Genomic DNA, 23871 nt, shown 5'->3' with positions numbered 1-23871 from the left:
TTTTAATTTAGCGCATGAATGATCCTATTCGTCTAGTTTAAAAGTTTTTTGCATCTGGCCCATTAAAGCCGTATTTTTCAAAGAACTCTTCACGGAAATCACCAAGGCGATCTTGACGAATTGCCTCACGTACTTGCTCCATCAATTTTAATAGGAAGTGTAGATTATGATAGGATGTTAAACGAATACCGAACGTTTCTTCCGTGCGAATAAGGTGACGAACATAGGCACGAGAATAATTTTTACATGTATAGCAGTCACAGTTCGGATCAATCGGCCCAAAGTCACGTGCATATTTTGCATTTTTCACTACTAGACGTCCTTCTGATGTCATCAGTGTTCCATTACGTGCAATACGTGTTGGCAGTACACAGTCAAACATATCGATCCCACGAATTGCCCCATCAATTAAAGAATCTGGTGAGCCAACACCCATTAAATAACGAGGTTTATTTTCAGGCATCATTGGCGTAGTAAATTCTAAAACACGGTTCATCACATCTTTCGGTTCTCCAACGGATAATCCACCAATTGCATAGCCTGGGAAATCTAGTTCTACTAACGCTTCTGCTGAGCGGCGGCGTAAATCTTCGTACTCTCCACCTTGAATAATGCCAAATAAACCTTGCTCCTCTGGACGCTGATGTGCTTCCTTACAGCGTTTTGCCCAACGAGTTGTACGATCAACTGATTTCAGCATATAGTCATGTGTCGCAGGATATGGTGGACATTCATCAAAGGCCATCATAATATCAGAGCCTAAATCATTTTGAATTTCCATTGCCTTTTCTGGGCTCAAAAATAATTTATCTCCATTGAGATGATTACGGAAATGAACTCCTTCCTCTTCAATTTTTCGGAATTGACTAAGTGAAAATACTTGGAAACCACCTGAATCCGTTAAAATTGGACGATCCCAGTTCATAAATTTATGAAGTCCGCCTGCTTCTTTGACAATATCATTACCTGGACGAAGCCATAAATGGTACGTATTGGACAGAATAATACCGGCATTCATCTCTTTTAATTCTTCTGGTGACATGGTCTTCACCGTTGCTTGTGTGCCAACAGGCATAAATGCTGGTGTTTCAAAGGAACCATGTGGTGTATGAACGATGCCAAGACGTGCTCCTGTTTGTTTACATGTATGAAGTAGTTCATATCGAATTGCTGGTTGTGTCATAAAATAAATAATCCTTTCTTATCTGAAGTAAAAACAGTACTCCGATTTTATCCACTATTATTTTTTGGGACGTATAAACATTGCATCACCAAAACTAAAGAAGCGATATCTTTCTTCTACAGCTTGCTGATAAGCACTTAAAATGGTCTCACGAGTAGCTAGCGTACTAACAAGCATGACTAGTGTTGATTTTGGTAAATGGAAGTTTGTGATTAACCCATCCACCACCGTAAAATTGTAGCCTGGATAGATGAAAATAGACGTCCAACCTTGTTCTGCTCGCACTTCTCCCTCATATTTAGAACCAATTGTCTCTAATGTACGAGTAGAGGTTGTCCCAACAGCTATTACCTTGCCGCCGTTACGCTTTACGCGATTAATTGTATTTGCTGCTTGTTCTGTAACACTATAGAATTCTGCATGCATTTCATGGTTCTCAATCGAGTCTACACTAACGGGACGGAAAGTGCCAAGACCGACATGTAGGGTAATAAAGACAACCTCTACGCCTTTAGCCTTCACTTGAGCTAATAGCTCCTCTGTAAAATGCAGCCCAGCTGTAGGCGCTGCAGCAGAACCACGCTCTTTGGCATAAACGGTTTGATAACGATCCTTATCCTCTAGTTTTTCACGAATATAGGGAGGTAATGGCATTTCACCAAGTTGCTCTAATATTTCATAAAAAATACCATTATACTGAAATTCAAATGTACGTCCGCCATGTTCAAGCTCACCTGTACATGTAGCTGTTAATAAACCGTCACCAAATGTGATGACTGTTCCTACTTTTACACGCTTTGCTGGTTTTACAAGTGTTTCCCACTCATCTGTACCAGCCATTTGCTTCAGTAGCAATACTTCTATATGTGCACCTGTTTCTTCTTTTACACCCATTAAACGAGCAGGTAAAACTCTTGTATCATTTAGTACAAGACAGTCTCCAGCATGTAGCTCGTCTAATACATGGGCGAAATGGTGGTGCTCCACTTTATTTGAGCCCGGTGTCACGACCATTAATCGACTTGCTGTACGATCCACTAATGGTGTTTGGGCAATAAGCTCCTCTGGTAATTCAAAATCAAAATCTTCTACACGCATGAAAATAACTTCCTTCTTTATGTTTGTTGGGGATACTCATATCCAAAATGTTCGTAGGCTAAATGTGTGGCTACTCTTCCTCTCGGGGTACGTTGAATAAGGCCAATTTGCATCAAATAAGGCTCGTATACATCTTCTATCGTAACCCGTTCCTCACCAATTGATGCAGCAAGAGTATCTAAGCCTACTGGGCCTCCTCGGAATCGCTCAATCATATTGGTTACAAGTTTATGGTCAATATGATCAAGCCCTCTAGGATCTACTTGTAACAGCTCTAATGCTTGCTGTGCAAGACCCTCCGTTATCATACCATCTCCAAGCACTTGTGCATAATCTCGCACTCGTTTCAATAAACGATTGGCAATTCGAGGTGTTCCACGTGAGCGTCTCGCCATTTCCATTGCTGCTACTTGCTCTATTTCTACCTCAAATAAATGTGCACTTCTCACAACAATTTCTGCAAGCGATCGGTCATCATAATATTCTAGGCGCAGCAACACACCAAAGCGATCTCTTAGAGGAGCTGATAAAGCACCCGCTCTTGTTGTTGCACCTACAAGGGTAAAGGGAGGTAAATCAAGTCGTACAGAACGTGCTTCAGGACCTTTTCCTACCACAATATCTAAGCAGAAGTCTTCCATTGCTGGATATAATACTTCTTCAATAGCACGGGGCAGTCGATGAATTTCATCAATAAATAAAACGTCCCCAGGCTCTAGTGAACTTAAAATAGCTGCCAAATCTCCTGGACGCTCAATCGCAGGGCCACTTGTCATGCGTACGTTAACATTCATCTCATTTGCGATAACAGACGCTAAGGTCGTTTTACCAAGTCCTGGAGGTCCATATAACAACACATGATCTAAACTTTCTTGGCGAAGCTTTGCCGCTTCAATGAATATTTGTAAGTTTTCCTTTACTTTATGTTGCCCAATATACTGTGCTAATTTTTGAGGACGTAAAGATAACTCAAACTGCTCATCATAGCTCCCTGCTTCACTTGCCATCATACGTTCAGACATGCACCTTTCCTCCTTTCCTTATTTTAATTTTAGCAGTAGTTGCAATGCTTGTTTCATAAAGGCATCTGTCGTTTCAAGTTTATCGTTATCCTCTAGCTGTGGTTTAATTTTTTCTAGCTCTTTTTCAGAATAGCCAAGAGCCATTAAGGCAAGTAGGGCTTCTTCTAATTCATGTTTATAGGCATTCACACCAAATAAAGGTAATTCATCTTCTGCACTAGGTAATTCAAGTGTATCTAATAATGAACCAAGTTTGCCCTTCAAGTCGAGGATCATTTGACGTGCTGTTTTTTTACCAACTCCAGGGAACTTCACTAAAAACGCTTCGTCCTCCCGCTCAATTGCGCTAATAACCTGTTGTGGATTACCTGTAGCTAAAATCGCTAAAGCGCCCTTTGGTCCTATTCCTGACACTAAAATAAGCTTACGGAATAACTCACGCTGATCTAGGTTAGGGAAGCCATATAAAACTTGCGCATCCTCTCGCACATGCAAATGAACATATATCTGTTGCTCAAGGGCAGATGTTCGAAAAGCAAATGGATTGGGCGTATTAAGTTGCCACCCAATCCCCTGTTGTTCCAGCACAATAAATTCAGGTGTAATACGAGTAATTTGTCCTTTTAAATAATCATACATCTATAATCCCTCACAATCATCGTCTTCGATTATAGCATATAGCGAACGAATGCTCGACAAAAAGTAGCGTCTAAACTCCATTCGCAGACAAAAATGACCGCCCAAAGAAGCGTCCACTTAGGAATTGAAGAAAAACTTAAATGAACAGCTTCAAGCGGGGCAAAAAATGAAAAACCAGTAACACCTAAGCATAATGCTTGGTGAGGCTGGTTTTTTACATAAAGAACAGTAATCTCTAGGTATTCTGTAATAACACAATTTTGGATAGAATTTTTTCCTCCACTTCCATTTCTAAAGATTTTAGCATTTTCGTCCTAAATGTTTTTAAATAATTACTTTCAAAAACATAATCACAACAAAAACTAACCGCTTTATCAAACCCGCTTCGGCATCTTCCGAAATCTGCAAGATAGTTATAGATAGGAACTTTCTTTTCTCCAAAAAGACCTTGCTTCCAGGTAATACTTTCATTCACTTCGTAATCTACATCTGAGTAAGTAAAATATTCACTTTTATTTAATACCCCACCCCACCCAATAATTTTATCATCTATGAATTTTCTAATATCCCAGTTGATATTTGAACTAACGTCTTCATAACTTGTTATATCCATACTGATTCTGTACTTATCACAATCAATATCTAGAGTTGTAATTGGATATGCCATATCATATTTATCATATATTTCCTGTAGCTTAGTTTTAAAAGTATTCATAATCCCTTCAAATTGATTTTTGTAATTACTTGCTAAATCTTCACTTATTCTATCACCGTAACCTGTATCCAAGTAATTGGAACATGAATTATAAAATCGATCTGTTCTATTTCCAGCGGCTTCACTGGCTTTACTATACGAAGAAAACCTGAAAGAACTATCATAACTCCAATCCACACTATGATAAACAATTTCTTTCTTTAATTCAGTCGATTTTATTTCGCTAAGTAGTGAATTAATATCTCTAATCAAATCTGCCTGCTTTATTTCCACAGAATCATCAAACATGGAACATCTTTTGAGTTCTGTCTTTAATAATGATAGTTTCTCATTTAGTGTTTTCTTAAATACTTCGCAATATTTTTTATATGTACTATCAATCGCTTCATCCACTCTATCTGAAAGTTGCATGTATAATCCATAAACAATATACTCTCTAAATGTACTCTCTACTTCATATAGTGAATACTTATATTCCTCACAATATTCTTCAACATTGATATATGTTCTATAAAAATCTTCATCTTTCATCTTACTAGTCCAGTCTATTTGCTCTAAGTTGCGTAATGCCCACGCCCATGTATCACCATCAAAACCTTTATCTGGTCCAACCTCAAAATCACAAAAATTAACTGGTAGATTCATTTTATTGCTCGATATAGCTTGCCCTAGTGTTACAGCTTCTTCTAACATTTTTGATATTTCCATATTGGTATCGTAGTAATAATTGCCTTGTTCTTTTTCATAGTAAGCAAACTTCTTTAATTGTCTTGTTTTATATTCAACACACACTGCCTGAATTAGCGCTTTCTGTTGGGAATACATTGTATTTTTAAACACATAAAATCCTTCATTATTAGCCTTATCATATGATTTATATGTAGTTTTGGATAATCCTTGAGATATTAGCGATGGAGCTTCATAATTTTTATCATTAAAATCAAATTCTTCACTCTTAGGATAAGGAACTTTGAAATTCTTTATTTTTTCGTTTATCATAGTTTTCAATTTTATAATAGCTTCTGACCCATCTAGAGCTGATATCAATTCATCTTCAACAGAAATGGCATTTACTGGACAGTCATTTACAACTTCTTGAAATTTTATATACTGCTCAGCCGTAATCAGTCCAGGTTCCTTTGGTATTGCACGACCATCAGGAGTTTCCATCAGAAATTCAGAATTTACAACACACACTCCACAAGCAATACATTTATCTGATACAAATATTTTCTTCATTTTTTCATCCCCTAAAATTGAACACTTTTATTGATCTTCTTTAAAAAGATTTCTCCAGTTTCTATTACCTCAAGAGATTTTTTTGTTATTTCACCATTCTTATCAAGTAGTGGAACATCTAATATATCCTTTATTCCTTTAGCAAAATTGAAGCATACCATTATCATTTCTCTATCTTTTAAGGTGTACTTGTTTCTATCAATTCCATTTCTTTCAACTATTTTGCGAGAGTATTTTAGTGACTTCATAAAAAGTGCATTCAGATTCTTTAAAATTTCTGCCATACGTTCTGAACGTTGACAAACCGCATCAAGTGCAATACAAATATTTTCTGATTGTTTTTCTATCAATTCGGCATGATGCCTTCTTATTTTTGCTGTCGAAAGATTCATTTCTGCTTCCTTCTTTATAAGTCCGGAAATGCCAGTAAAAATGTACGTTGTAACCATCTGTGAGTCAGACAAATCACTTCTTGATACTCCTGCCATATCTTTCATCTCTTCTATTGCTACAGTTGTAAGGGAAGTGGCGCTAAGTTCCTTTAGACCTTCTCCTTCTTCAAAATTTATGTTTTGCAAGTCCTTATATAATTCCAAAAATGTTGCTATTGAAGTTTGGTAAATACCTCGTTTTCGATTTATAAGTTTTGACATGCTTGCTTGAGTTTTTTCATTTTGTTTTCTAACTTTCTCTTCTGCTTCAGCTGCTCTCTCAAAAGCTCGAACATTAATTTTTTCAGCCTGCGCATTAAGTTTATCAGACTGAACCATTTTAGATACTGTGCTAATAGCACCACCTATTAATATACCTTCCAATATCATTGGTTCTCCCCCTACATATTGAATACAGAGTTATTATCAAAAAACAAATCATCAAACTCTTTCTGGCTTTTAAAAGCAATATCTTTAGAAAATACCGATAGAATACAACTTAAACCTTGATTAATAGTGGCCGTTGAATCTTCTATCGTCCCCGTATATATCATTTCATAGCCTTTATTGAACTCCTCGTCCCATTCATAAAATTCCTCTTTTATCAGTTGCTTAAGAATTTCTTGCTGTCTATTCATCTCTGTCAAGGCATCAGAAGCCAACCCGGAAACAGAATTTTCAATTTTCTGAAACTCATTTAGAGTTCTAATAGACTTATATAAATCTAAGCAAACAGTAGAAACTATCATTGAACCGATAGCCGCCCCAACTACAGGGATTGGTATTAATGCTTGTCCTGCGATTGCACCAATTGTACCAGTTAGCATACCTACACCTTTTTCCCCGATTTCCTCAAAAAAGTGTTTGCTATCAATTTCTCCATTAACATATTTTATAACTGAATCTTTTACGATAAGTGAAACTGTAATTACTTGCATTACTTGATTGGAATTTGCAACTTTTTTCAATGCCTCTTTTCCGCTATTCTTCATTAAGTTTGTTACCCCAGTTGATACAACTCGAATAGTTCCTCCTGAAACGGCTACCGACATTGTAAGCTTTCCCATATCTTTTGCTGCTTCATTAAACTCTTTTTCTCCATTAGCAACTTTACAAAGATTACTCACGCCTTCAACAATTAAAGGTACTACAGAAGCCTCTAACGAAAATACTGCACCTTCAGTAAATTCTGTTCCTACATTTTTAACTGTTCTTGCAGCAAATCTAGTAGTAATACTGGCCTCGGCTCCTAACTTTTCTTTTACAAGTTTTGCTCGTCCATCTTTAGATATTTCATTATGTTTATCAAATGCAAACTCAAAATCACTTTTCTTTCCTTTTGATGCATTAAAGGATTTTGATGTAACCCTATAGTTATCTGGATTATTTGCTACTTCCTTAACATCTGCATCCGATAAAAACGGATTACTTTTTACTCTATTATGAATTTCCTTTAAAGGAACTATATGATCTGTTTCTGGCGAATGGTTTGCCCAAGCAGTTGAAGAATTTTCTCCAAATTGATTCTTCATATGGTATTTGTTTTGGGCAGTTTTTTGAGTGGAGTGTAATTTCTGACCACTAACAGGATCATCAAATATCTTCCTACCCTTAAATATTGATTCCCTAAACTCTTTCTTGTCACGGGTTGAATCCCATAATTTGTATCTATTTACACTATTGTATTCCTGCGTAATACCATAACCATTATTGCTAATATCCTTCATCTCTGTTAAGGTTGGATTCGCTACAAATTGCTCTAAAATCCTACTTGTTTTTTCATCCATATCCCTCTACCTCCGCTCAAGAACTTTAATACTATCCCCTTGGCTTCTTAACCACATATCAATTCCATTTCCATAAACTTCTGTACTAATTGTAAATACTCCATTTTTCTCAGCAACAACCTCTGCTGTTGGTAGTCTATCCAGTACTGCCTCTATCGAAGGTCCCCTAAATTCAAATACTATTCTTCTTAATTCCCCGGAATACATAAACTGTACTCTCTTTCTAAACTCACCATCATTAAATTTATCCTTATACGGAATATAAAAGTGCTGTTTGATACCTTTTAAATTAGCAATTCTATCTATACGAAAAGTAGTAGGGAAATCCTTATTTCCATCTGCCATATACGCTGCTAAATAGAAATAATACTCTGAAAACATTATTGCTACTGGTTTAACTAACCTTTCCTTATTTTTGCCATCTTGACGAGTATAGTCAAACCGTACAATTTCATTATTGATTATGTACTGTGATAGCTCCCAAAGAATAGAAAGTAGATGTTTTCCATGTCTTAATGGTACATAATGATGTTGTTCGCTTCTTATTATATTTTCTATCTGTTTACGATCATCAGGAACTACTTGCATTAGTAGTTTACTGATAAGGCTATTTAATTCTTCTTTACAAAAAGCACGACTTTCTAGGAGAATTTTACATAGAGCCATTATCTCTTGATTAGTCAACCACTCTCTTTCATATCTTACTAGATAATAAACATTTCTGCTCTTGTCATACTTTATCGCAACTTCAGTCTCGGTAAAATGTGTCTCTGCCAAATACGCACGTAGGTCATCAATATCTCTTTGAATAGTCTTTTGAGTAACACCAAATAACTCTGCAAGCTGTGCCTTATCTACAATATTACCTTTATTCAGTCTTTCATATAAACTCAGTAACCTAAATCCTTTATTTCCGTTATAATCAATACCAAAATTCACTGTTCTCACCACCGATTTCTTACCTGTTATTTTAATTATATTTATCATGATGGACACATAATGGGGTTTTCATAATTTTTTTTAATGTATTTAATTCACCACTTTATTTATTACCACTATCATATTGACTCTAATATATCGGAATATATTTCCATTATAGATGTAATTGCTCAATATTTGTATTAAAAAAATAATAAAATTGGCAACTTGAAGGTTGCTTCAAATCAGCCATTTCAGTGATTCGATATCTTTTTCCTTCACGTTTTAAATTCCTAGTCAGCCTTGCTTATATAAGAAGTTGTTATTGTAAATCATTCAATTTAATATCAAAATCATCGGGGTATTGTAATTTTCTTCATTAAATACAAGTAGCTATGTTTTTTCTGTAAAGTTGAGAGAAAGAGTGTATGTGGTATTTGAAACATATAAGTTTTTAGCTAAGGATATCAGCAAGAAAATCCGAGCTGTGTTCAAATCCAAAGGATAGTCTGGCAAGCCCACTCTACACCAATCTGCCTTACGGATATATTAAAGATCCTGAGGATAAATTGCACTGGATTATAGAGGAGGAAGCCGCCGAGGTAGTCAGAGATATTTTCCGGCTGTGCATGGAAGGCTTTGGATCCACGCAGATAGCAAAGCAACTTGAAAAGTGATGCATTGATACGCCAACAGTTCACCTTCGCAAAATGGGTATTAATACTCCTGCAAGACGACCGAAAACCCATATGCTTGGTCAACCCGTTCCGTAGGAGACATTCTCGCAAAAAGGGAGTATCTCGGTCACACAGTTAATTTCAAGACTTCTAAAAAGTCCTATAAGAGCAAGTCAAGATATAGAACAATCCGAAAGATTGGATGATTCCCAAAAATACCCCTGAAGCAATTATTGACGAAGGAAACGTGGGAAACAGTTCAGAAAATCAGAGATAGCAAGCGAAGACCATTACTATTAGTTGAAATGTGCATACTTTCAGGTATGATGTTCTGTGCTGACTGCGGGGCGAAGCTGTGTCAGATCAGAGGAAAAGTCTGGACACACGACAAGGAATACTTCGTCTGTGCTACCGACCGCAAGAAAAAAGGTATGTGCAGTTCGTACCAGATACGAAATGTTGTGGTGGAACAGCTTTTGCTGGAGGACTTAAGGCGTGTAATGTCTTTTGCCAAAGACCATGAACAGGGTTTCATCCGTGTAGTCATGAATAATTTAGAAAAGGAATTGGCAAAAGAACTCAGCCTCAATCAGAAGGGGTACGAACAGGCACAGGGGCGAATCATTACCCTCGACAAAATCATCCAGAAGTTATATGAGGACATGTGTTGGGTAAAATCTCGGAGGAACGTTTTTACAAGATGGCGGCTGAATATGAAGCCGAACAGAAAGCTCTTGAGGCAAAGGTGGCTGTGTTAAAGCAAACCATTGATACCGCAAAAGTAGATTCCCTCAATGCCGACCGCTTCCTTGCACTTGTCAAAAAGTACAGAGATTACAGAACTGGATGCAGAAATTATCCGAGAGTTCATTGACAAGATTATCGTGTTCAAAGCTGAAAAGGTGAGGGACGTAGAACCCAGAGGATTCAGATTTTCTATAACTGCATTGGTGCTATAGACTTGCCAAATTAAAATGAAAAACGGCATAGCCACAAATAAACGACTATGCCGAATTTTTCAGAAATTATAAATCTCTATCTGAACGCTCCTAATGACGGTCATTTCTTGACAAATCTATCAATATCGTACCACAGTTTTGGCCAATAGGTGAGGGCTCGTTTTGTAAATGGTACTAAATAATCTAAAAATACTAGCTGTTGCTCTAGTGGTAAATCTATAGCAAACAGCCATTCTCGTAATAACTCATTCGGGTATTTCAAGCGATGAAGCTTTCTTTTATCCAGTCGTTTCAGCTCAGGTAACTCTGCAAAAATCTTTCCAAGATCATAATCTACAGCAGGTAACACACGATGTAACCATAAAATATACTCGTCATCCGCTTCACCAAGGTGTGCTAAATCAAAATCAATTAAACGTAATTGTCCATCGGAGCACCATAAAAAATTATGATGAACTACATCCCCATGCAATAGCGTAATCTCTTTTTCAGGTGCATCTTCCAATGCAATCAATTGTAATGACTTATCACTATAATGCAATATTTGATCAATTTCTTCTTTCGTTAAAAATGTTCGAAACTCATTTCTTCTACTTTTAAAACGCATATGACGCATTTGCCATTTTAAAAGCTGTGAGTAGGTATGCAAGCCTGGCACGCGCTGCCAAGCAATCTTTTTATGTGTGTCATGTAAAGCGATTAATAGTCTAAGAGATTCATTACGATCTTTTTTATGCGCAAAGTTAGCCCCGTGGCTTCCTTCTTGCCACATTTGCACAATTAACTGCTCATCATCGCTCTGAACTAATGGTAGGATCAAAGAAGGTTCCATACGTCCTAATTGGCGATGAATGGTTCTTACCTTCTCCGCAATTTCCACTTGCTTTGCACGTTTGACAAAATAATTTTTCGATCGATATTTATATTTCCAAATATTTGGCTTTACTTCTTCTACAATATACGCTTTTTCACCATCGATAAGGCGTCATCCCGCCTGGGAAATAATGCGGAGACATCCAAGGACCTGCTGCTGATGGGCATGGTGGTGGACAATGTGTCGGACATGGTGGTGGCGGGCAATGACAAGGGTCCATTTGCCAATTTGGCATCATCATTGGTTGTGTGCCACAGCCACAAGATTGACCCATGTTCATATCAGGCATCATCATTGGTTGTGTGCCACAACCACAGGATTGCCCCATATTCATATCGGGCATCATATCCATTTGTGGCTTTTGGTGATCTTGCGTATGGAAGAATGGTGATGTGGACTCTAAAAAGTCTTCCATTCCACCTACTTTATGATCTGGCATGTCATAGGACATTGGCTGCTGTGGCATCGTATAATGCTCGACCTGCGGCTGCATTGGCATCGGCCACCACATCTGATGATAGATTGGCTGATGGCAACTTGAACAATGTGGTACGGCAGGCATTTGTGGCATGATATGCATTGGTGGATGTGGTGCTGGTTGTGGCATTGGCATTGGCTTTGGTTTAGCTACAGGCGGTGGTGGCGGTGTAGGTGCTGGCGGTGGTGGTGGCTGTATTTGTACAGGTGGTGTTGTAACATTTTGCTCCATTTGTGGCATCACCAATTGCTGGTGCCAATTCATTTCCACAGGCTGCGGTACCCACATCGGCTGTTGTGGCATCTGCATTGGCATTGGCATCGGTATTGGTATCGGTATCATTTGTGGTTCTGGCATTGGCATAGGAGCTGGTGGTGGCGGTACAATTGGCGGTGGTGGTGGCATTGGTCGCTGTACCTCTTTTTTAGGACTTTCCTTTGGTGTCTCCTTATGCACTTGTGTTTCCTTTTTCGGCATTTCTTTATGTGAATCTCTATGCGGCTCTTTGTTTATTTTTTCAGGCAATATAATTTCCATGCCTGGAACAATATAATCTGGGTTGGCAAGATGGACATTGAGCCGCTTCAAATCTTCAAACGAAATGCCGTACTCTTTCGCAATCTTCCACAATGTATCTCCCTTTTGAACAATATGAATACGCAATTTTTTCCTCCCTTCCTCTCTACGTATCATATGTTCAATGTTTCATTTGGATACAAAAATTTCAGCAAGTTAGAAAAGCTTCATGGTACACTAATTCATAAGGAACGCTGATTCCTTTATTACGAGCAGGGGTGATCTCTTATGAAAAAAATGTTAGGCGAAGAACGCCGACTGCAACTATTAGCGCAATTAAAAAAAAATAAAGCACCTATAACTGGGACAGACTTAGCAAAGTTCGCCAATGTTTCTAGACAAGTAATCGTCAATGATATGACTTTATTAAAGGCAAGAAATGAGCCCATTATTGCCACAAGCCAAGGTTATCTTTATATGCATCAAGAACAAATACAGCAAACCGTTGAACGAACATTCCCTTGCTTACATACATCAGAGCAGACGGAAGATGAATTAATGACGATTGTAGACTGTGGCGGAACCGTCAAAAATGTCATTGTCGAACATCCAATATATGGTGAACTGACAGCCTCTATCATGGTATCCAACCGCCATGAGGTGAAACAATTTATCGAACGTGTGAATGCCACACAGGCCAACTATTTATCTGCTCTCACTGGCGGCATCCATCTACATGTCATCACAGCACCCTCTGTTGAAGTTTTAACATTAATTGAGCGAGCTTTACAAAAAAAGGGCTACTTAGTGTCAGATCAATGAATAGTAAAAGCACCGTCTGAAAAATTGATTTCAAACGGTGCTTTCTGTTTTTTAATGCTGGTATTGTCTCGTTAAGCGCGGGCTTCCGTCCGCAGCTATTGTATTGTTCCCTTAAAGGCGAGTATTTCCCTATCAGGAAAGAAATCTTTGACGTTGAGCAGGCGTAGGCAATAAGCATTCACTTTTTTTTCCAAACAAACGATAGCGTTGCTTTGCAAATAATCGATATAATGCATTGCGAATAAATGGTGGTACAAGAATGAAGGCGTAGAAACAAGGCCACAATCCATCAAATTTACGGCAAATGTTTAACGCAGCGGTAGATTCAACAGACACTTTCCCTTGTTCAATAAGAATTACACTATCTATATTCTTTGGTATATGATATTGAGTGAGAAGCGATTGACCAGCCTCGCTTTGCAGCGATGCAAATTGAAAATAGCCAGCTTGATCATGTTTGATGATAAATTGAACAGTGCTATCACAAAAATTACAGACACCATCGAATAAAATAATCCCACCCATCTCTTTCCTCCTCCTCCTTCACATTACTATGATTCGTCTGATGTTACATAAGTAAAATAGGTACCCAGAGACTTTACTTTGCAACCTAGCGCAGCTAATTCTTCCATTGCCCCACGCATCATCGGTTCCTTTTCATCTGCTAATACATCAATCATAAAGAAATAATCACCTAATCCAGTTTTTAATGGACGTGATTCGATTTTACTTAAATTTAGCTGACGCCATGCAAAAACAGAAAGCACCTGATGTAATGCACCTGAACGATCTGTTGGTAAGGTAATCATAAATGTTGTTTTTGCTTGCCCATCTGATAGCTCTTGTGGCAATCGTTTATTTTGCTTAGACAGTACAAAGAATCGTGTATGATTAAAATGAAAATCATGGATATTCTGCTCCACTATTTCAAGACCATATTTTTCCGCTGCTGCTGCATTTCCGACTGCCGCTATACACTCTTGTGGATTCTCTGATACATATTTCGCTGCTGCTGCAGTTGAAGTTGTTTGGTGTAATGGGACATGACTAAAACGATAAAATAAATATTTATGACATTGAGCTAGTGCATGCGGATGAGAATAAACACCTTCGATTGACTGCCAATCATCCTTCTGCGCTTTATTGACCATTAAATGCTGCTGAATTTTCAGCAATAACTCTCCAGTTACATAAAGTGTTGCCTCATGGAATAAGTAATCTAATGTTAATGATACAGAGCCCTCTAGAGCATTTTCTAGCGGCACGACAGCTAAATCTACCTTTCCCTCTGCAACAGCCTCTATACATTCTGGAATCGTGGCACACGGTACGAGCCACTCATTTGGAAAAGTAGCCTTTGTTGCTAAGTATGTAAATGATGCTTCTGGTCCTAGATAGGCGATTCGATTTTCCCATTGTTGCTTTGTCATTGCAAATACCTCCTTTATGGCACAATAAGGAGCAGTCCCTCGTGATGAAAAACGCTTGGGACAGCTCCTTATTTGAGCTTTGTTATCGTATCTTTACCCATTGGGGTTATTCAACACGATGTTTGTCATTTTGTCAAAAATTAAAGGATTGAACACTCTCTGTGATTATAATGCTCCAGAACTAATCACTTCCGCTGATTCCACAAAATCTAAGCGTTTTAATTGCTGGATAAGATCATCAAGATCACAAGTCATGCTTGTTACATCTAATGACAATGTAACATTCGCACGTCCCTGAATAGGGATTGTTTGATGAATCGTTAAGACATTACAATGTGTAATTGTCACAGTTTCTAAAAGCTTGGCAAGTGTTCCTTTTCTATCTTGAAGCTGTAAAAAGACTGTTAAAATGCGTTCCTGCACAATTGAATGAAAAGGAAAAACCGCATCACGATATTTGTAAAACGCACTTCGCGATAAATCCACCTGCTTTACCGCATCCCAAATGGAAGATACTGAACCACTTGATAGTAAGTGTTTCGCCTCCAAAGTTTTTTGCATTGCATCCGTTAAAACATCCTCACGAACTAAATAATATCGCTGATTCGCAACATTCTTCATACGCTTCCCCCTAAAACTCATGTCTTAATCGACAAATTCAAATTCAAACTCTTGTAGGCGTACTGTATCGCCATCTTGTGCTCCACGCTCACGCAGAGCCTCGTCCACACCCATTGCACGCAATTGACGAGCAAAACGACGTATACCATCCTCACGGCTAAAGTCTGTCATTTTAAATAAACGCTCAATTGCATAACCACTAATAATAAATGTACCATCATCATCACGTGTGATTTCGAAATCTTCACCTTTTGCCTCATGCTTGTACATTACGGTTGCGTCTGATTGCTCCTCTAGATCATCATATAGTGGGAATTCAGGCGTTACTTCTAATAGATCGGCAATGGCAAAAAGTAGCTCTTTTAAACCTTGACGTGAAACAGCAGAAATTGGGAAAATTTGAACGTCTTCTCCAACCTTTTGACGGAATGCTGTTAAATTCTCTTCTGCATCTGGCATATCCATTTTATTGGCTACGATAATTTGTGGACGCTCTGTTAAACGAAGATTATATTGTTTTAGCTCTTCATTAATTGTTAAATAATCTTCATATGGATCGCGGCCTTCCATCCCTGACATATCAATGACATGAACGATAACGCGTGTACGTTCGATATGTCGTAAAAATTGATGACCTAATCCAACTCCTTGATGTGCTCCCTCAATAAGCCCTGGTAAATCAGCCATCGCAAAGCTTCGATGGTCATCCGTTTCAATCATGCCTAAGTTCGGTACAATTGTTGTGAAATGATAAGCACCAATTTTTGGCTTAGCCGCGGAAACAACAGATAAAAGTGTTGATTTACCAACACTTGGGAAACCAACTAACCCTACATCTGCTAAAACTTTTAACTCTAATATAACATTTAATTCTTGTCCTGGCTCACCTTTTTCAGAAAGTTCTGGCGCCGGGTTGGCAGGTGTAGCAAAGCGAGAATTACCTCGTCCACCTCTGCCTGCTTTCGCAATAACTGCTCTTTGCCCATGCTCGACTAAGTCAGCAATAACGGCATTTGTTTCTTCATTCATAACCACTGTGCCTGGTGGTACTTTAACAATTAAATCCTCCGCATTTTTACCATGCATGCCTTTACTCATCCCATGCTCGCCACGAGGTGCTTTAAAATGGCGTTTATAGCGGAAATCCATTAATGTTCGTAAGCCCTCTTCTACTTCAAATACAACGTTACCACCGTGTCCACCATCTCCACCAGCTGGACCACCATTTGGTACATATTTTTCACGGCGAAAGGCTACCATACCATCTCCGCCATCGCCACCTTTAACATAAATCTTTACGTGATCGACAAACATTTAGTTCACTCCCTATTTGCACTCAAGACATATTGCCAGCGTGTAGTTGTCTGCTCAATTGTTTGAATGTCGAATTGTTTCAAACCTTTTTCGGTGAATGCATCAGCACTCCATAACCCATTTAGCGTGAATGTCACGGCAAATGTATGATCGTCAACACGTACATCAAGCGTTAGGATCTGCTCTGTAAATGGATCTAATGTATCATAAACATGCATAACTGTTTTGTTTAAATAATCTACAACTTCCTGATCAATATCATTGGTCACAGGCTTTTTTATCTCACCGCTTAGCTTCCAAGCTAATGATGGGTAACGCCATCCTGCTGTTTGAAGCCATTCAATTGTTTGTGGTAATTGTAGTCGATTGAGGATAGAAAATACTCGTAATTGTTCTGAATAATGTTGAATAAGTTTTTTCGATTCCTCGATTCTACCTAAATCTAAATTCATGCGAATCAGTTGCAGTTGATTCACATAATCATGATTTGCAAAACGTAATACTTCACTAATGGTTAGTGATTGATTGTTCATCCCATTCACTCCAATAAAGTTATCCTTACTAGTATAACAAGTTTTGCTGTATTTTTCCCTTAATTCTTTAATCAATTATACCTTGGTGTCATTGCGTCCAATCGGCTTTTTTGAAATTTAGCCAAAAAAAGGACTGCAATAAATGCAGTCCTCCGCTTTATGTTATCTTATAAAAGATTAAGCTTCTTGTGTTGTTGGATAAACAGATACTTGTTTGCGATCGCGACCTAAACGTTCAAATTTAACAACGCCGTCAACTTTAGCAAATAGTGTATCGTCACCACCACGACCTACGTTTGTACCTGGGTAAATTTTTGTACCGCGTTGACGGTAAAGAATTGAACCACCTGTTACGAATTGGCCATCAGCACGTTTTGCACCAAGTCGTTTAGACTCAGAGTCACGTCCGTTTTTAGTAGAACCTACCCCTTTTTTCGATGCAAAAAGTTGAAGATCTAATGCTAATAATAATTTCATCGAGTTCCACCTCCTACTTGGTTGTAGTTGATTTGGATGTATTGTCCGTAATTTTGCACCATAGAATACACTTGGGCAGTCATTACTTGAACAATTAACTGTAGTTTTGCATCTACTTCAGGCTCTATGTCTGATGGTAAATCTACCTTGAGATAGCCTCCACCTTCAGCAGCTTGTTCGATTTCTGGCTGAATTTGTAATAATGCATAAATAGCATTCACTGTACCAATGGCTATAGTTGATGCTCCTGCACATACTAAATCCTTACCAGATTCATCATAACCAGCATGTCCTGAAAATTCGAATGCTGACACATGTCTATTTTCATCGTGATGAATCGTAACTTGTATCATTCGCTATACCTCACAATTAAGCGTTGATTGCTTCAACAACTAATTTTGTGTAAGGTTGACGGTGACCTTGTTTACGACGGTAGTTCTTTTTAGCTTTCAATTTGAAAACAACGATTTTTTTCGCACGGCCTTCTTTAACAACTTTAGCTGTTACAGTAGCGCCTTCTACGAATGGAGCGCCAACTTTAACGTTTTCGCCACCTACGAATAAAACTTTATCAAAAGTTACAACCTCATCAGCTTCTACGCCTAATTTTTCAACATAGATTTCTTGACCAGCTTCTACTTTGACTTGTTTACCACCAGTTTCAATAATTGCGTACATTTTACTGCACCTCCTCTTAGACTCAGACTCGCCTGTTTCATAAGGTGATCTTACTAGACACTTAAACCTTTACAGAGCGGTTGTAGTAGCACGGGTGCTACAAACAATAACATTAAAATATTACCACACGAATTTTTTCAAGTCAATCTATTCATAACATATTTTTCAAAAGCAACTCGATATTTTCGATAACGCCATTCTTTCAACACTTGCAACCAAATGAATAAATTTATGATGGCTAAAAAAATAGATTGTGGCAAGAACTTGAAAGTGACAAGTAATAGTATAGTAGCTACGATGAATGATAACCAATAATATAGCTCTATCACGTGAGCTCTTGGATATTTTAAAAATAGGCAGGCTAACAATATCCTTCCACCATCTAACGGTATGATGGGTACAATATTTACAGCCAATAACACGAGTTGTACATTTATAAGCTTAGTAGCGAGTAAATCAGGCATAAAAAAAGCGAGGCCAATCCCAATAATCGTAGCGATTGGCCCTCCTAATGCAATCCATAGGAGTGACGAAGCTTGCACAACCGCTGGATTTTCAAATTGAATTTCTCCCCCGTATGGTGTAATTACGCAGGATTTCACCTTCACTCCACACATTACTGCCGCAACTAAGTGACCAGCCTCATGCCACAGTAAGGAAAACAGAATGATCGCGTAATAGGCTAACTGGCCACTAAAAATCATGACAAATACGAGAGGGATACACAGAAGATGTAATTTAATCCTCATTTGTCTCCGTCGTTTCAAGCCATTGTACAATTTGCTCTAAATCATAATGGGCATCTCCCTTTTCGATGGACACATAAAGTTGACCCGCTTCTTTCATGCCAATTAAATCATTTGCTTGAATAGATGTGTATGGTAGTTGAGCTAAACTATCTAACATACCATAGGAAACGGTTGTACCATCTTCATAGCTGATGGTCATGGTCTTACCTGTGTACTTTGTATGGCCAGTAAAAACGACTAATCCATTTTGACCAGCATAGATAGGTAAGCCAACATCATACTGCAATAGATAGCCTTCTTTAAATACTTGGGCATTCGCAAATGTTAAAAGATCTGCTTGCCCTACATCACTAGAAACCATGATGGTCTCTTTTTCTTTTTCAAACCAGCTTTGCCCGAGCTCACTTAAATACGTTAAATCAGCAGAGGTTGTAACAAGCTTCCGAACAGGTGTATCCACTACACCCTGGTCCTCTAAACGAATTACAAGCATGATCGCCGCCACAAGAAGTATCGTGACAAACCATTTCCATTTTTTAAACAAGCCCTCATCCTTTTTTCCTCACTATATGTGATTGCATGTCCAAACATGCACAAGAAAAAACCTTCTCGTACAATTGCACGAAAAGGTTTTAATTTATTTTGAGAAAAGGGCTTTAAGTTTTGAAAACATCCCTCTTTGCTCATCTTGTATAGCCATTAATGGCACTGATTCACCAAGAATACGACGGGCAATATTTCGATAGCCTAATGACGCTTTATTTGAGGGGTCCATTACAATTGGTTCACCTTTATTAGAAGATGAGATGACGCCTTCACTGTCTATAATAATGCCTAATAAATCAATAGATAAATGAGTTGTAATTTCATTGACATCCAGTGTGTCACCACTCTTCATCATATGTTGTCGAATACGATTAATGATGAGTTTAGGTGCTGTTATCTCTTCCTGCTCCAGTAAACCAATAATACGATCTGCATCACGAACAGCAGAAATTTCAGGTGTTGTGACAACAATCGCATGATCTGCACCAGCAACAGCGTTACGGTAGCCTTGCTCAATTCCCGCTGGGCAATCGATTAATACATAATCATAGTCTCTTTTCAATTCCTCTACTAAGCTCTTCATTTGCTCAGGGGTAACAGCATTTTTATCTGTTGTTTGAGCAGCAGGTAATAAAAATAGTTTCTCATCTACGCGTTTATCCTTAATCAATGCTTGATGAATTTTACAGCGTCCTTCCACCACATCAACTAGGTCATAAATAATACGATTTTCAAGGCCTAAAATCACATCTAAATTACGTAGGCCAATATCTGTATCCACTAAACATACTTTTTTACCTTGTAGAGCCAATGCAGTCCCAAGGTTAGCCGTTGTCGTTGTTTTACCGACACCGCCTTTACCTGAAGTTATGACGATCGCTTCTCCCACACTAGCTTCCTCCCTTAGACACATTTAACAATGGTCGAATATTTTTTAAGGCATGAATTTGATCGTACGTAATGCGTCCATCGTAGCCAATAAATGCACAAGTCATTTCTACTTGATTAATCGCTTTTACATGTTCATCTGACATTACCTGAACTTGATCGGCAATCATGATATGCGTGGCTTCAAATCGAGATGCTGCAATGATTGCTTCTTTATTACCTTGCATACCAGCATGTGCAATCCCTTTAAGTCTACCTAGGACATATACATTACCTCCAGCCTCAACACGACCGTTTGGATTGACATTTCCTATGATGGTAATATCCCCGGATGAACGCAGAATTTGTCCTGATCTGACCACTCCTATATATGTATCTTGTTGGCTTTCAAACATCTTCTGGTTGCTTTCGTGGACAGTCAGTACTTCACTTTGCACCTTTGATACAATAAGCTGTTCTGTTTCTTCTATAATTTTTATAAGTTCATTTAATTGTTCTTCAGTACAGTATCGATAGCCTAAGTATAATTGTACATCAACTTTACCATCGATACCGCCCTCTAAAACCTTATTCTTTAATTCTTCCACTAGTTCACCATACGCACATTGGTCGTCTAGGCGTAGTACAAAACCGTCCTTCGTTCCCTTCATATTAACTAACTGTTTTTTCATGAATGCCTCACCTCACGTTGTTCTTTGTTAAGAAACCTCACGTGCTCTCTGTAAGACACGCGCATTAATTAGATACTTGAAGGCCCACCCAAGAATCATTAAAAATAAAGCATTCGCAATGATTGTTGGTAGTAGTCGTGAACGTAAGAAATCCGCTAAAGGAATTGCTGTAAAATCGATTAGGAAAAAGAATTGATAGAGAATAAATTCTAAAATCGCTACTAGTACAACTGAAATTGTAGTTGTTACAACTAAGTGCTGATGTATAACTTTCACGATAGACCCTGCCAAAAAACATATAAGTGGATAAAGTACTGAATATAATCCAATAATATCAATGTAAAACACATCATACAAGACACCAAAAAAAAGTCCATACATTACCGCACGTTGACGGCTGTAATAGATGGATATAAAAATAAGGTATAAGATTAAAAAACGCGGTACCAGAAAATAGACTTCCCCTTTAATTTCAATCGGGGAAAGCATAGCAAATTCTGGTTCTAACAGGAATAGTAAAACCGCTACAGAGGGGATGAGAAATCGAACCATCACTCCGCCTCCTCTTCACTTGCCTCTTGCGGATTCGATAAATCCTCATTCGTTGCATTGCCATCTGATCCATCAATACTTGTGGATGTTCGCTTGGCAATCACAACATGCTCTAAAATTGAAAAATCAGCAGATGGTTTGACATACGCCATTTTCGTTAAACCAAAGTCATCTGTACTAACTTCCGTAATTTCTCCTATCGGCACTCCCTTAGGGAAAATACCACCAAGACCTGAAGAAACTACTTGCTCGCCTTCTTTCACCTTCATGCTAGAATCGATTCGCTTCATAATGAGTTCATTACGTTCTTCATCAAAGCCCTCGATTAAACCGTATGCTTCTTTTTCTCCTAGCACCATCGCGGAAACACGATAGTTTGGATTATTTGTATTTAAAAGCTCTACCTCAGATGTGAAAGGTGTAACTAGGGTAATTTTCCCCACTAACCCTTTCGCGGTCATAACTGCCATATTTTTTTTGACTCCATGAGAAGACCCTTTATCTAAAATAATTTTCTCTTCCCACTGGTCAGGATTTCTAGCAATCACTGTTGCTTGAATTGGATTAAATGCCTTTAAGCTCTCAGTTTTATCCAAAAGCTCTCGAAGCTTGTTATTCTCTGATTTTAAATCCGTAGCCTCAGCTTGTACAACTGCAAAATCTTCTAAGCGTGCTTTTAAACGTTTATTTTCTTCGTACGTGTTTAAGAGGGAGTCAATACTATTAAAAACACCATTAATATAATTCGCCGGCTTCGCAACAAGCGATTGTGCGAAACCGACAGTATCTTTAATAATTTGCTCTGGTAAAGTTGCATTCGTCCGATCACGTAATGAGAAGCTAATCAATGCCACAAGAAAAACCATGCCTATGAGCAGCAAAATTACTTTCTTATTGAAAAAAAAGTGTGGCATTGCCTAAACCTCCTTACCCTTTAACTTGTTGTTGACGAATTAAGTCGATATGATCTAATGCCTTACCTGTACCAATCGCTACACAGTCTAAAGGATCTTCTGCAATGAATACTGGCATATTTGTCTCTTGACTGATTACTTTGTCTAAGTTTGTTAGCAGTGCCCCACCACCAGTTAATACAATACCGCGCTCCATTACATCAGCAGATAATTCTGGAGGTGTTTGTTCTAATGTTTTACGAACACCGTCAATAATAGAGGAAACCGCTTCACGTAATGATTCAGAAATTTCCTGTGAAGAAATTTCGATTGTTTTCGGTAAACCTGTTAACAGGTCACGTCCTCTAATATCCATTCGTGATTCTGGTCCTTCTGCCAATGCCGTACCAATTTCCATTTTTACGGCTTCCGCTGTACGTTCACCAATTGTTAAATTATACGTTTTACGGATATACGAAATGATGGATTGATCCATTGCATCACCACCAACACGTACTGATTCACTCGTTACAATACCACCTAAAGAAATAACGGCAACTTCTGTTGTACCTCCACCGATATCAACAACCATTGACCCTGTAGGATCCCATACAGGAAGATTTGAACCGATTGCTGCTGCAAATGGCTCTTCGATTGTGAACGCCTCTTTTGCACCTGCTTGTCGTGCAGCATCAATAACAGCACGCTGCTCCACTGAAGTAATACCATAAGGTACACAAATCATAACATTTGGTTTTTTCCAGTTGCCTCCAGAGTTTTTACATGCTTCTTTTAAATAATACTCAATCATTGCTGTTGTAATATCGAAGTCAGCAATAACGCCATCTTTCATTGGACGAATCGCTACGATTGAGCCAGGTGTTCGACCAATCATATTTTTCGCATCATTACCAACGGCAACAATATCCCCTGTTTTTGTATTTTTTGCTACAACTGAAGGTTCACGTAATACGATTCCCTTTCCTTTAATAAACACTAATGTATTCGCTGTGCCGAGGTCAATCCCGACATCTTTGCTTCCTAGTCCAAACAAATTGTGTACTCCCTTTCTATATAAGCCATACTTTCGTTGACATCCAATATATTTGACGACAATGTATAGGAAATTGAATTGTGTAAATACACAATTGACTCCTTTCA

Annotated in this window: 29 protein-coding genes and 1 other annotated feature; of the genes, 4 read left to right on the top strand and 25 right to left on the bottom strand. The window is 38.2% G+C overall.

The window, feature by feature from the left end:
- Nucleotides 1–37: 37 nt before the first annotated feature.
- From tgt to ACMGGO_RS06120, 8 genes are all read right to left on the bottom strand, one after another.
- Nucleotides 38–1183, bottom strand: a complete 1146-nt coding sequence (gene tgt, locus ACMGGO_RS06155) for a tRNA guanosine(34) transglycosylase Tgt (RefSeq protein ID WP_016991901.1) — start codon at nucleotides 1181–1183, stop codon at nucleotides 38–40.
- 57 nt (nucleotides 1184–1240) lie between these two features.
- Complete coding sequence (gene queA, locus ACMGGO_RS06150) at nucleotides 1241–2281, bottom strand: tRNA preQ1(34) S-adenosylmethionine ribosyltransferase-isomerase QueA (RefSeq protein ID WP_281216108.1); 1041 nt, start codon at nucleotides 2279–2281, stop codon at nucleotides 1241–1243.
- Between the two features lie 17 nt (nucleotides 2282–2298).
- Nucleotides 2299–3303, bottom strand: coding sequence for a Holliday junction branch migration DNA helicase RuvB (gene ruvB, locus ACMGGO_RS06145; protein ID WP_420281664.1), 1005 nt, complete (start codon nucleotides 3301–3303; stop codon nucleotides 2299–2301).
- Between the two features lie 18 nt (nucleotides 3304–3321).
- Nucleotides 3322–3942, bottom strand: coding sequence for a Holliday junction branch migration protein RuvA (gene ruvA / locus ACMGGO_RS06140; protein ID WP_004226690.1), 621 nt, complete (start codon nucleotides 3940–3942; stop codon nucleotides 3322–3324).
- Between the two features lie 235 nt (nucleotides 3943–4177).
- Nucleotides 4178–5896 (bottom strand): ferredoxin, encoded by a 1719-nt coding sequence (locus ACMGGO_RS06135; RefSeq protein ID WP_374805153.1) that lies wholly within the window; start codon nucleotides 5894–5896, stop codon nucleotides 4178–4180.
- Between the two features lie 11 nt (nucleotides 5897–5907).
- Nucleotides 5908–6717, bottom strand: coding sequence for a hypothetical protein (locus ACMGGO_RS06130; protein WP_328024263.1), 810 nt, complete (start codon nucleotides 6715–6717; stop codon nucleotides 5908–5910).
- Nucleotides 6718–6728: 11 nt separating this feature from the next.
- On the bottom strand, nucleotides 6729–8114 hold the full coding sequence (locus tag ACMGGO_RS06125; protein WP_374805150.1) for a hypothetical protein: 1386 nt from the start codon (nucleotides 8112–8114) through the stop codon (nucleotides 6729–6731).
- Nucleotides 8115–8120: 6 nt separating this feature from the next.
- Complete coding sequence (locus ACMGGO_RS06120; RefSeq protein ID WP_328024260.1) at nucleotides 8121–9053, bottom strand: helix-turn-helix transcriptional regulator; 933 nt, start codon at nucleotides 9051–9053, stop codon at nucleotides 8121–8123.
- Between the two features lie 961 nt (nucleotides 9054–10014).
- Here ACMGGO_RS06120 and ACMGGO_RS06115 point away from each other — a divergent pair.
- Genes ACMGGO_RS06115 through ACMGGO_RS06105 form a run of 3 tightly spaced genes read left to right on the top strand, consistent with a single transcriptional unit; the run spans nucleotide 10015 to nucleotide 10668 of the window.
- Nucleotides 10015–10467: a zinc ribbon domain-containing protein gene (locus ACMGGO_RS06115; protein WP_374805148.1), complete on the top strand. Its 453-nt coding sequence runs from the start codon at nucleotides 10015–10017 to the stop codon at nucleotides 10465–10467.
- A complete protein-coding gene (locus ACMGGO_RS06110) occupies nucleotides 10377–10583 on the top strand; it encodes a hypothetical protein (protein ID WP_328024364.1) in 207 nt (68 codons plus the stop codon). The genes ACMGGO_RS06115 and ACMGGO_RS06110 overlap by 91 nt, the downstream gene beginning before the upstream one ends.
- Nucleotides 10504–10668: a DUF4368 domain-containing protein gene (locus tag ACMGGO_RS06105; protein WP_328024257.1), complete on the top strand. Its 165-nt coding sequence runs from the start codon at nucleotides 10504–10506 to the stop codon at nucleotides 10666–10668. The genes ACMGGO_RS06110 and ACMGGO_RS06105 overlap by 80 nt, the downstream gene beginning before the upstream one ends.
- 100 nt (nucleotides 10669–10768) lie before the next feature.
- On the opposite strand, the gene ACMGGO_RS06100 is transcribed toward ACMGGO_RS06105, so the two are convergent.
- Both ACMGGO_RS06100 and ACMGGO_RS06095 read right to left on the bottom strand, forming a co-directional pair.
- Nucleotides 10769–11602: a phosphotransferase gene (locus ACMGGO_RS06100; protein WP_081011008.1), complete on the bottom strand. Its 834-nt coding sequence runs from the start codon at nucleotides 11600–11602 to the stop codon at nucleotides 10769–10771.
- A gap of 34 nt (nucleotides 11603–11636) precedes the next feature.
- The gene (locus tag ACMGGO_RS06095) at nucleotides 11637–12683 is read right to left on the bottom strand and encodes a LysM peptidoglycan-binding domain-containing protein (RefSeq protein ID WP_048395169.1); all 1047 of its coding nucleotides are present in this window, start codon (nucleotides 12681–12683) and stop codon (nucleotides 11637–11639) included.
- A gap of 141 nt (nucleotides 12684–12824) precedes the next feature.
- Between ACMGGO_RS06095 and ACMGGO_RS06090 the strand changes: the two genes are divergently transcribed.
- The gene (locus tag ACMGGO_RS06090) at nucleotides 12825–13358 is read left to right on the top strand and encodes a transcription repressor NadR (protein WP_054550028.1); all 534 of its coding nucleotides are present in this window, start codon (nucleotides 12825–12827) and stop codon (nucleotides 13356–13358) included.
- 132 nt (nucleotides 13359–13490) lie between these two features.
- Here the strand turns inward: ACMGGO_RS06090 and ACMGGO_RS06085 are convergent, their stop codons facing one another.
- The 15 genes from ACMGGO_RS06085 to ACMGGO_RS06015 all read right to left on the bottom strand — a co-directional run bounded on the left by ACMGGO_RS06085 (nucleotide 13491) and on the right by ACMGGO_RS06015 (nucleotide 23764).
- Nucleotides 13491–13883 (bottom strand): thiol-disulfide oxidoreductase DCC family protein, encoded by a 393-nt coding sequence (locus ACMGGO_RS06085; RefSeq protein WP_048395166.1) that lies wholly within the window; start codon nucleotides 13881–13883, stop codon nucleotides 13491–13493.
- A 26-nt stretch (nucleotides 13884–13909) separates the two neighbouring features.
- On the bottom strand, nucleotides 13910–14788 hold the full coding sequence (pheA, locus tag ACMGGO_RS06080; RefSeq protein ID WP_326140739.1) for a prephenate dehydratase: 879 nt from the start codon (nucleotides 14786–14788) through the stop codon (nucleotides 13910–13912).
- A 165-nt stretch (nucleotides 14789–14953) separates the two neighbouring features.
- Nucleotides 14954–15409, bottom strand: a complete 456-nt coding sequence (locus tag ACMGGO_RS06075) for an ACT domain-containing protein (RefSeq protein ID WP_004226679.1) — start codon at nucleotides 15407–15409, stop codon at nucleotides 14954–14956.
- Nucleotides 15410–15433: 24 nt separating this feature from the next.
- Nucleotides 15434–16723, bottom strand: a complete 1290-nt coding sequence (gene obgE, locus ACMGGO_RS06070) for a GTPase ObgE (RefSeq protein ID WP_066036507.1) — start codon at nucleotides 16721–16723, stop codon at nucleotides 15434–15436.
- 5 nt (nucleotides 16724–16728) lie between these two features.
- On the bottom strand, nucleotides 16729–17256 hold the full coding sequence (locus tag ACMGGO_RS06065) for a Spo0B domain-containing protein (protein WP_048395160.1): 528 nt from the start codon (nucleotides 17254–17256) through the stop codon (nucleotides 16729–16731).
- 177 nt (nucleotides 17257–17433) lie between these two features.
- Complete coding sequence (gene rpmA / locus ACMGGO_RS06060) at nucleotides 17434–17733, bottom strand: 50S ribosomal protein L27 (RefSeq protein WP_016991892.1); 300 nt, start codon at nucleotides 17731–17733, stop codon at nucleotides 17434–17436.
- Nucleotides 17730–18086, bottom strand: a complete 357-nt coding sequence (locus ACMGGO_RS06055) for a ribosomal-processing cysteine protease Prp (RefSeq protein ID WP_016991891.1) — start codon at nucleotides 18084–18086, stop codon at nucleotides 17730–17732. Before ACMGGO_RS06055 ends, rpmA begins: the two co-directional genes overlap by 4 nt.
- Before the next feature lie 16 nt (nucleotides 18087–18102).
- On the bottom strand, nucleotides 18103–18411 hold the full coding sequence (rplU, locus tag ACMGGO_RS06050; protein WP_004226667.1) for a 50S ribosomal protein L21: 309 nt from the start codon (nucleotides 18409–18411) through the stop codon (nucleotides 18103–18105).
- Between the two features lie 14 nt (nucleotides 18412–18425).
- Nucleotides 18426–18503 (bottom strand) — a sequence feature (ribosomal protein L21 leader region).
- Nucleotides 18504–18548: 45 nt separating this feature from the next.
- The gene (locus ACMGGO_RS06045) at nucleotides 18549–19160 is read right to left on the bottom strand and encodes a stage IV sporulation protein FB (protein WP_048395158.1); all 612 of its coding nucleotides are present in this window, start codon (nucleotides 19158–19160) and stop codon (nucleotides 18549–18551) included.
- On the bottom strand, nucleotides 19150–19704 hold the full coding sequence (locus ACMGGO_RS06040) for a peptidoglycan DD-metalloendopeptidase family protein (protein ID WP_016991889.1): 555 nt from the start codon (nucleotides 19702–19704) through the stop codon (nucleotides 19150–19152). Before ACMGGO_RS06040 ends, ACMGGO_RS06045 begins: the two co-directional genes overlap by 11 nt.
- A 93-nt stretch (nucleotides 19705–19797) precedes the next feature.
- Nucleotides 19798–20595: a septum site-determining protein MinD gene (minD, locus tag ACMGGO_RS06035; protein WP_004226660.1), complete on the bottom strand. Its 798-nt coding sequence runs from the start codon at nucleotides 20593–20595 to the stop codon at nucleotides 19798–19800.
- 1 nt (nucleotide 20596) lies between these two features.
- Nucleotides 20597–21265 carry a septum site-determining protein MinC gene (minC, locus tag ACMGGO_RS06030; protein ID WP_004226657.1) on the bottom strand — a complete coding sequence of 223 codons (669 nt, stop codon included), beginning with the start codon at nucleotides 21263–21265 and terminating at the stop codon, nucleotides 20597–20599.
- 27 nt (nucleotides 21266–21292) lie between these two features.
- Complete coding sequence (gene mreD, locus ACMGGO_RS06025; RefSeq protein WP_004226656.1) at nucleotides 21293–21817, bottom strand: rod shape-determining protein MreD; 525 nt, start codon at nucleotides 21815–21817, stop codon at nucleotides 21293–21295.
- Nucleotides 21817–22731 (bottom strand): rod shape-determining protein MreC, encoded by a 915-nt coding sequence (gene mreC / locus ACMGGO_RS06020; RefSeq protein ID WP_048395155.1) that lies wholly within the window; start codon nucleotides 22729–22731, stop codon nucleotides 21817–21819. Before mreC ends, mreD begins: the two co-directional genes overlap by 1 nt.
- Before the next feature lie 13 nt (nucleotides 22732–22744).
- Nucleotides 22745–23764: a rod shape-determining protein gene (locus tag ACMGGO_RS06015; protein WP_403018337.1), complete on the bottom strand. Its 1020-nt coding sequence runs from the start codon at nucleotides 23762–23764 to the stop codon at nucleotides 22745–22747.
- Nucleotides 23765–23871: the final 107 nt, after the last annotated feature.

It is taken from the genome of Lysinibacillus sp. BNK-21, assembly GCF_048684915.1.
Classification (GTDB): domain Bacteria; phylum Bacillota; class Bacilli; order Bacillales_A; family Planococcaceae; genus Lysinibacillus; species Lysinibacillus capsici.
The sequence above is the reverse complement of the archived record's forward strand: the minus strand, read 5'-3'. Positions and strand labels throughout refer to the sequence as shown.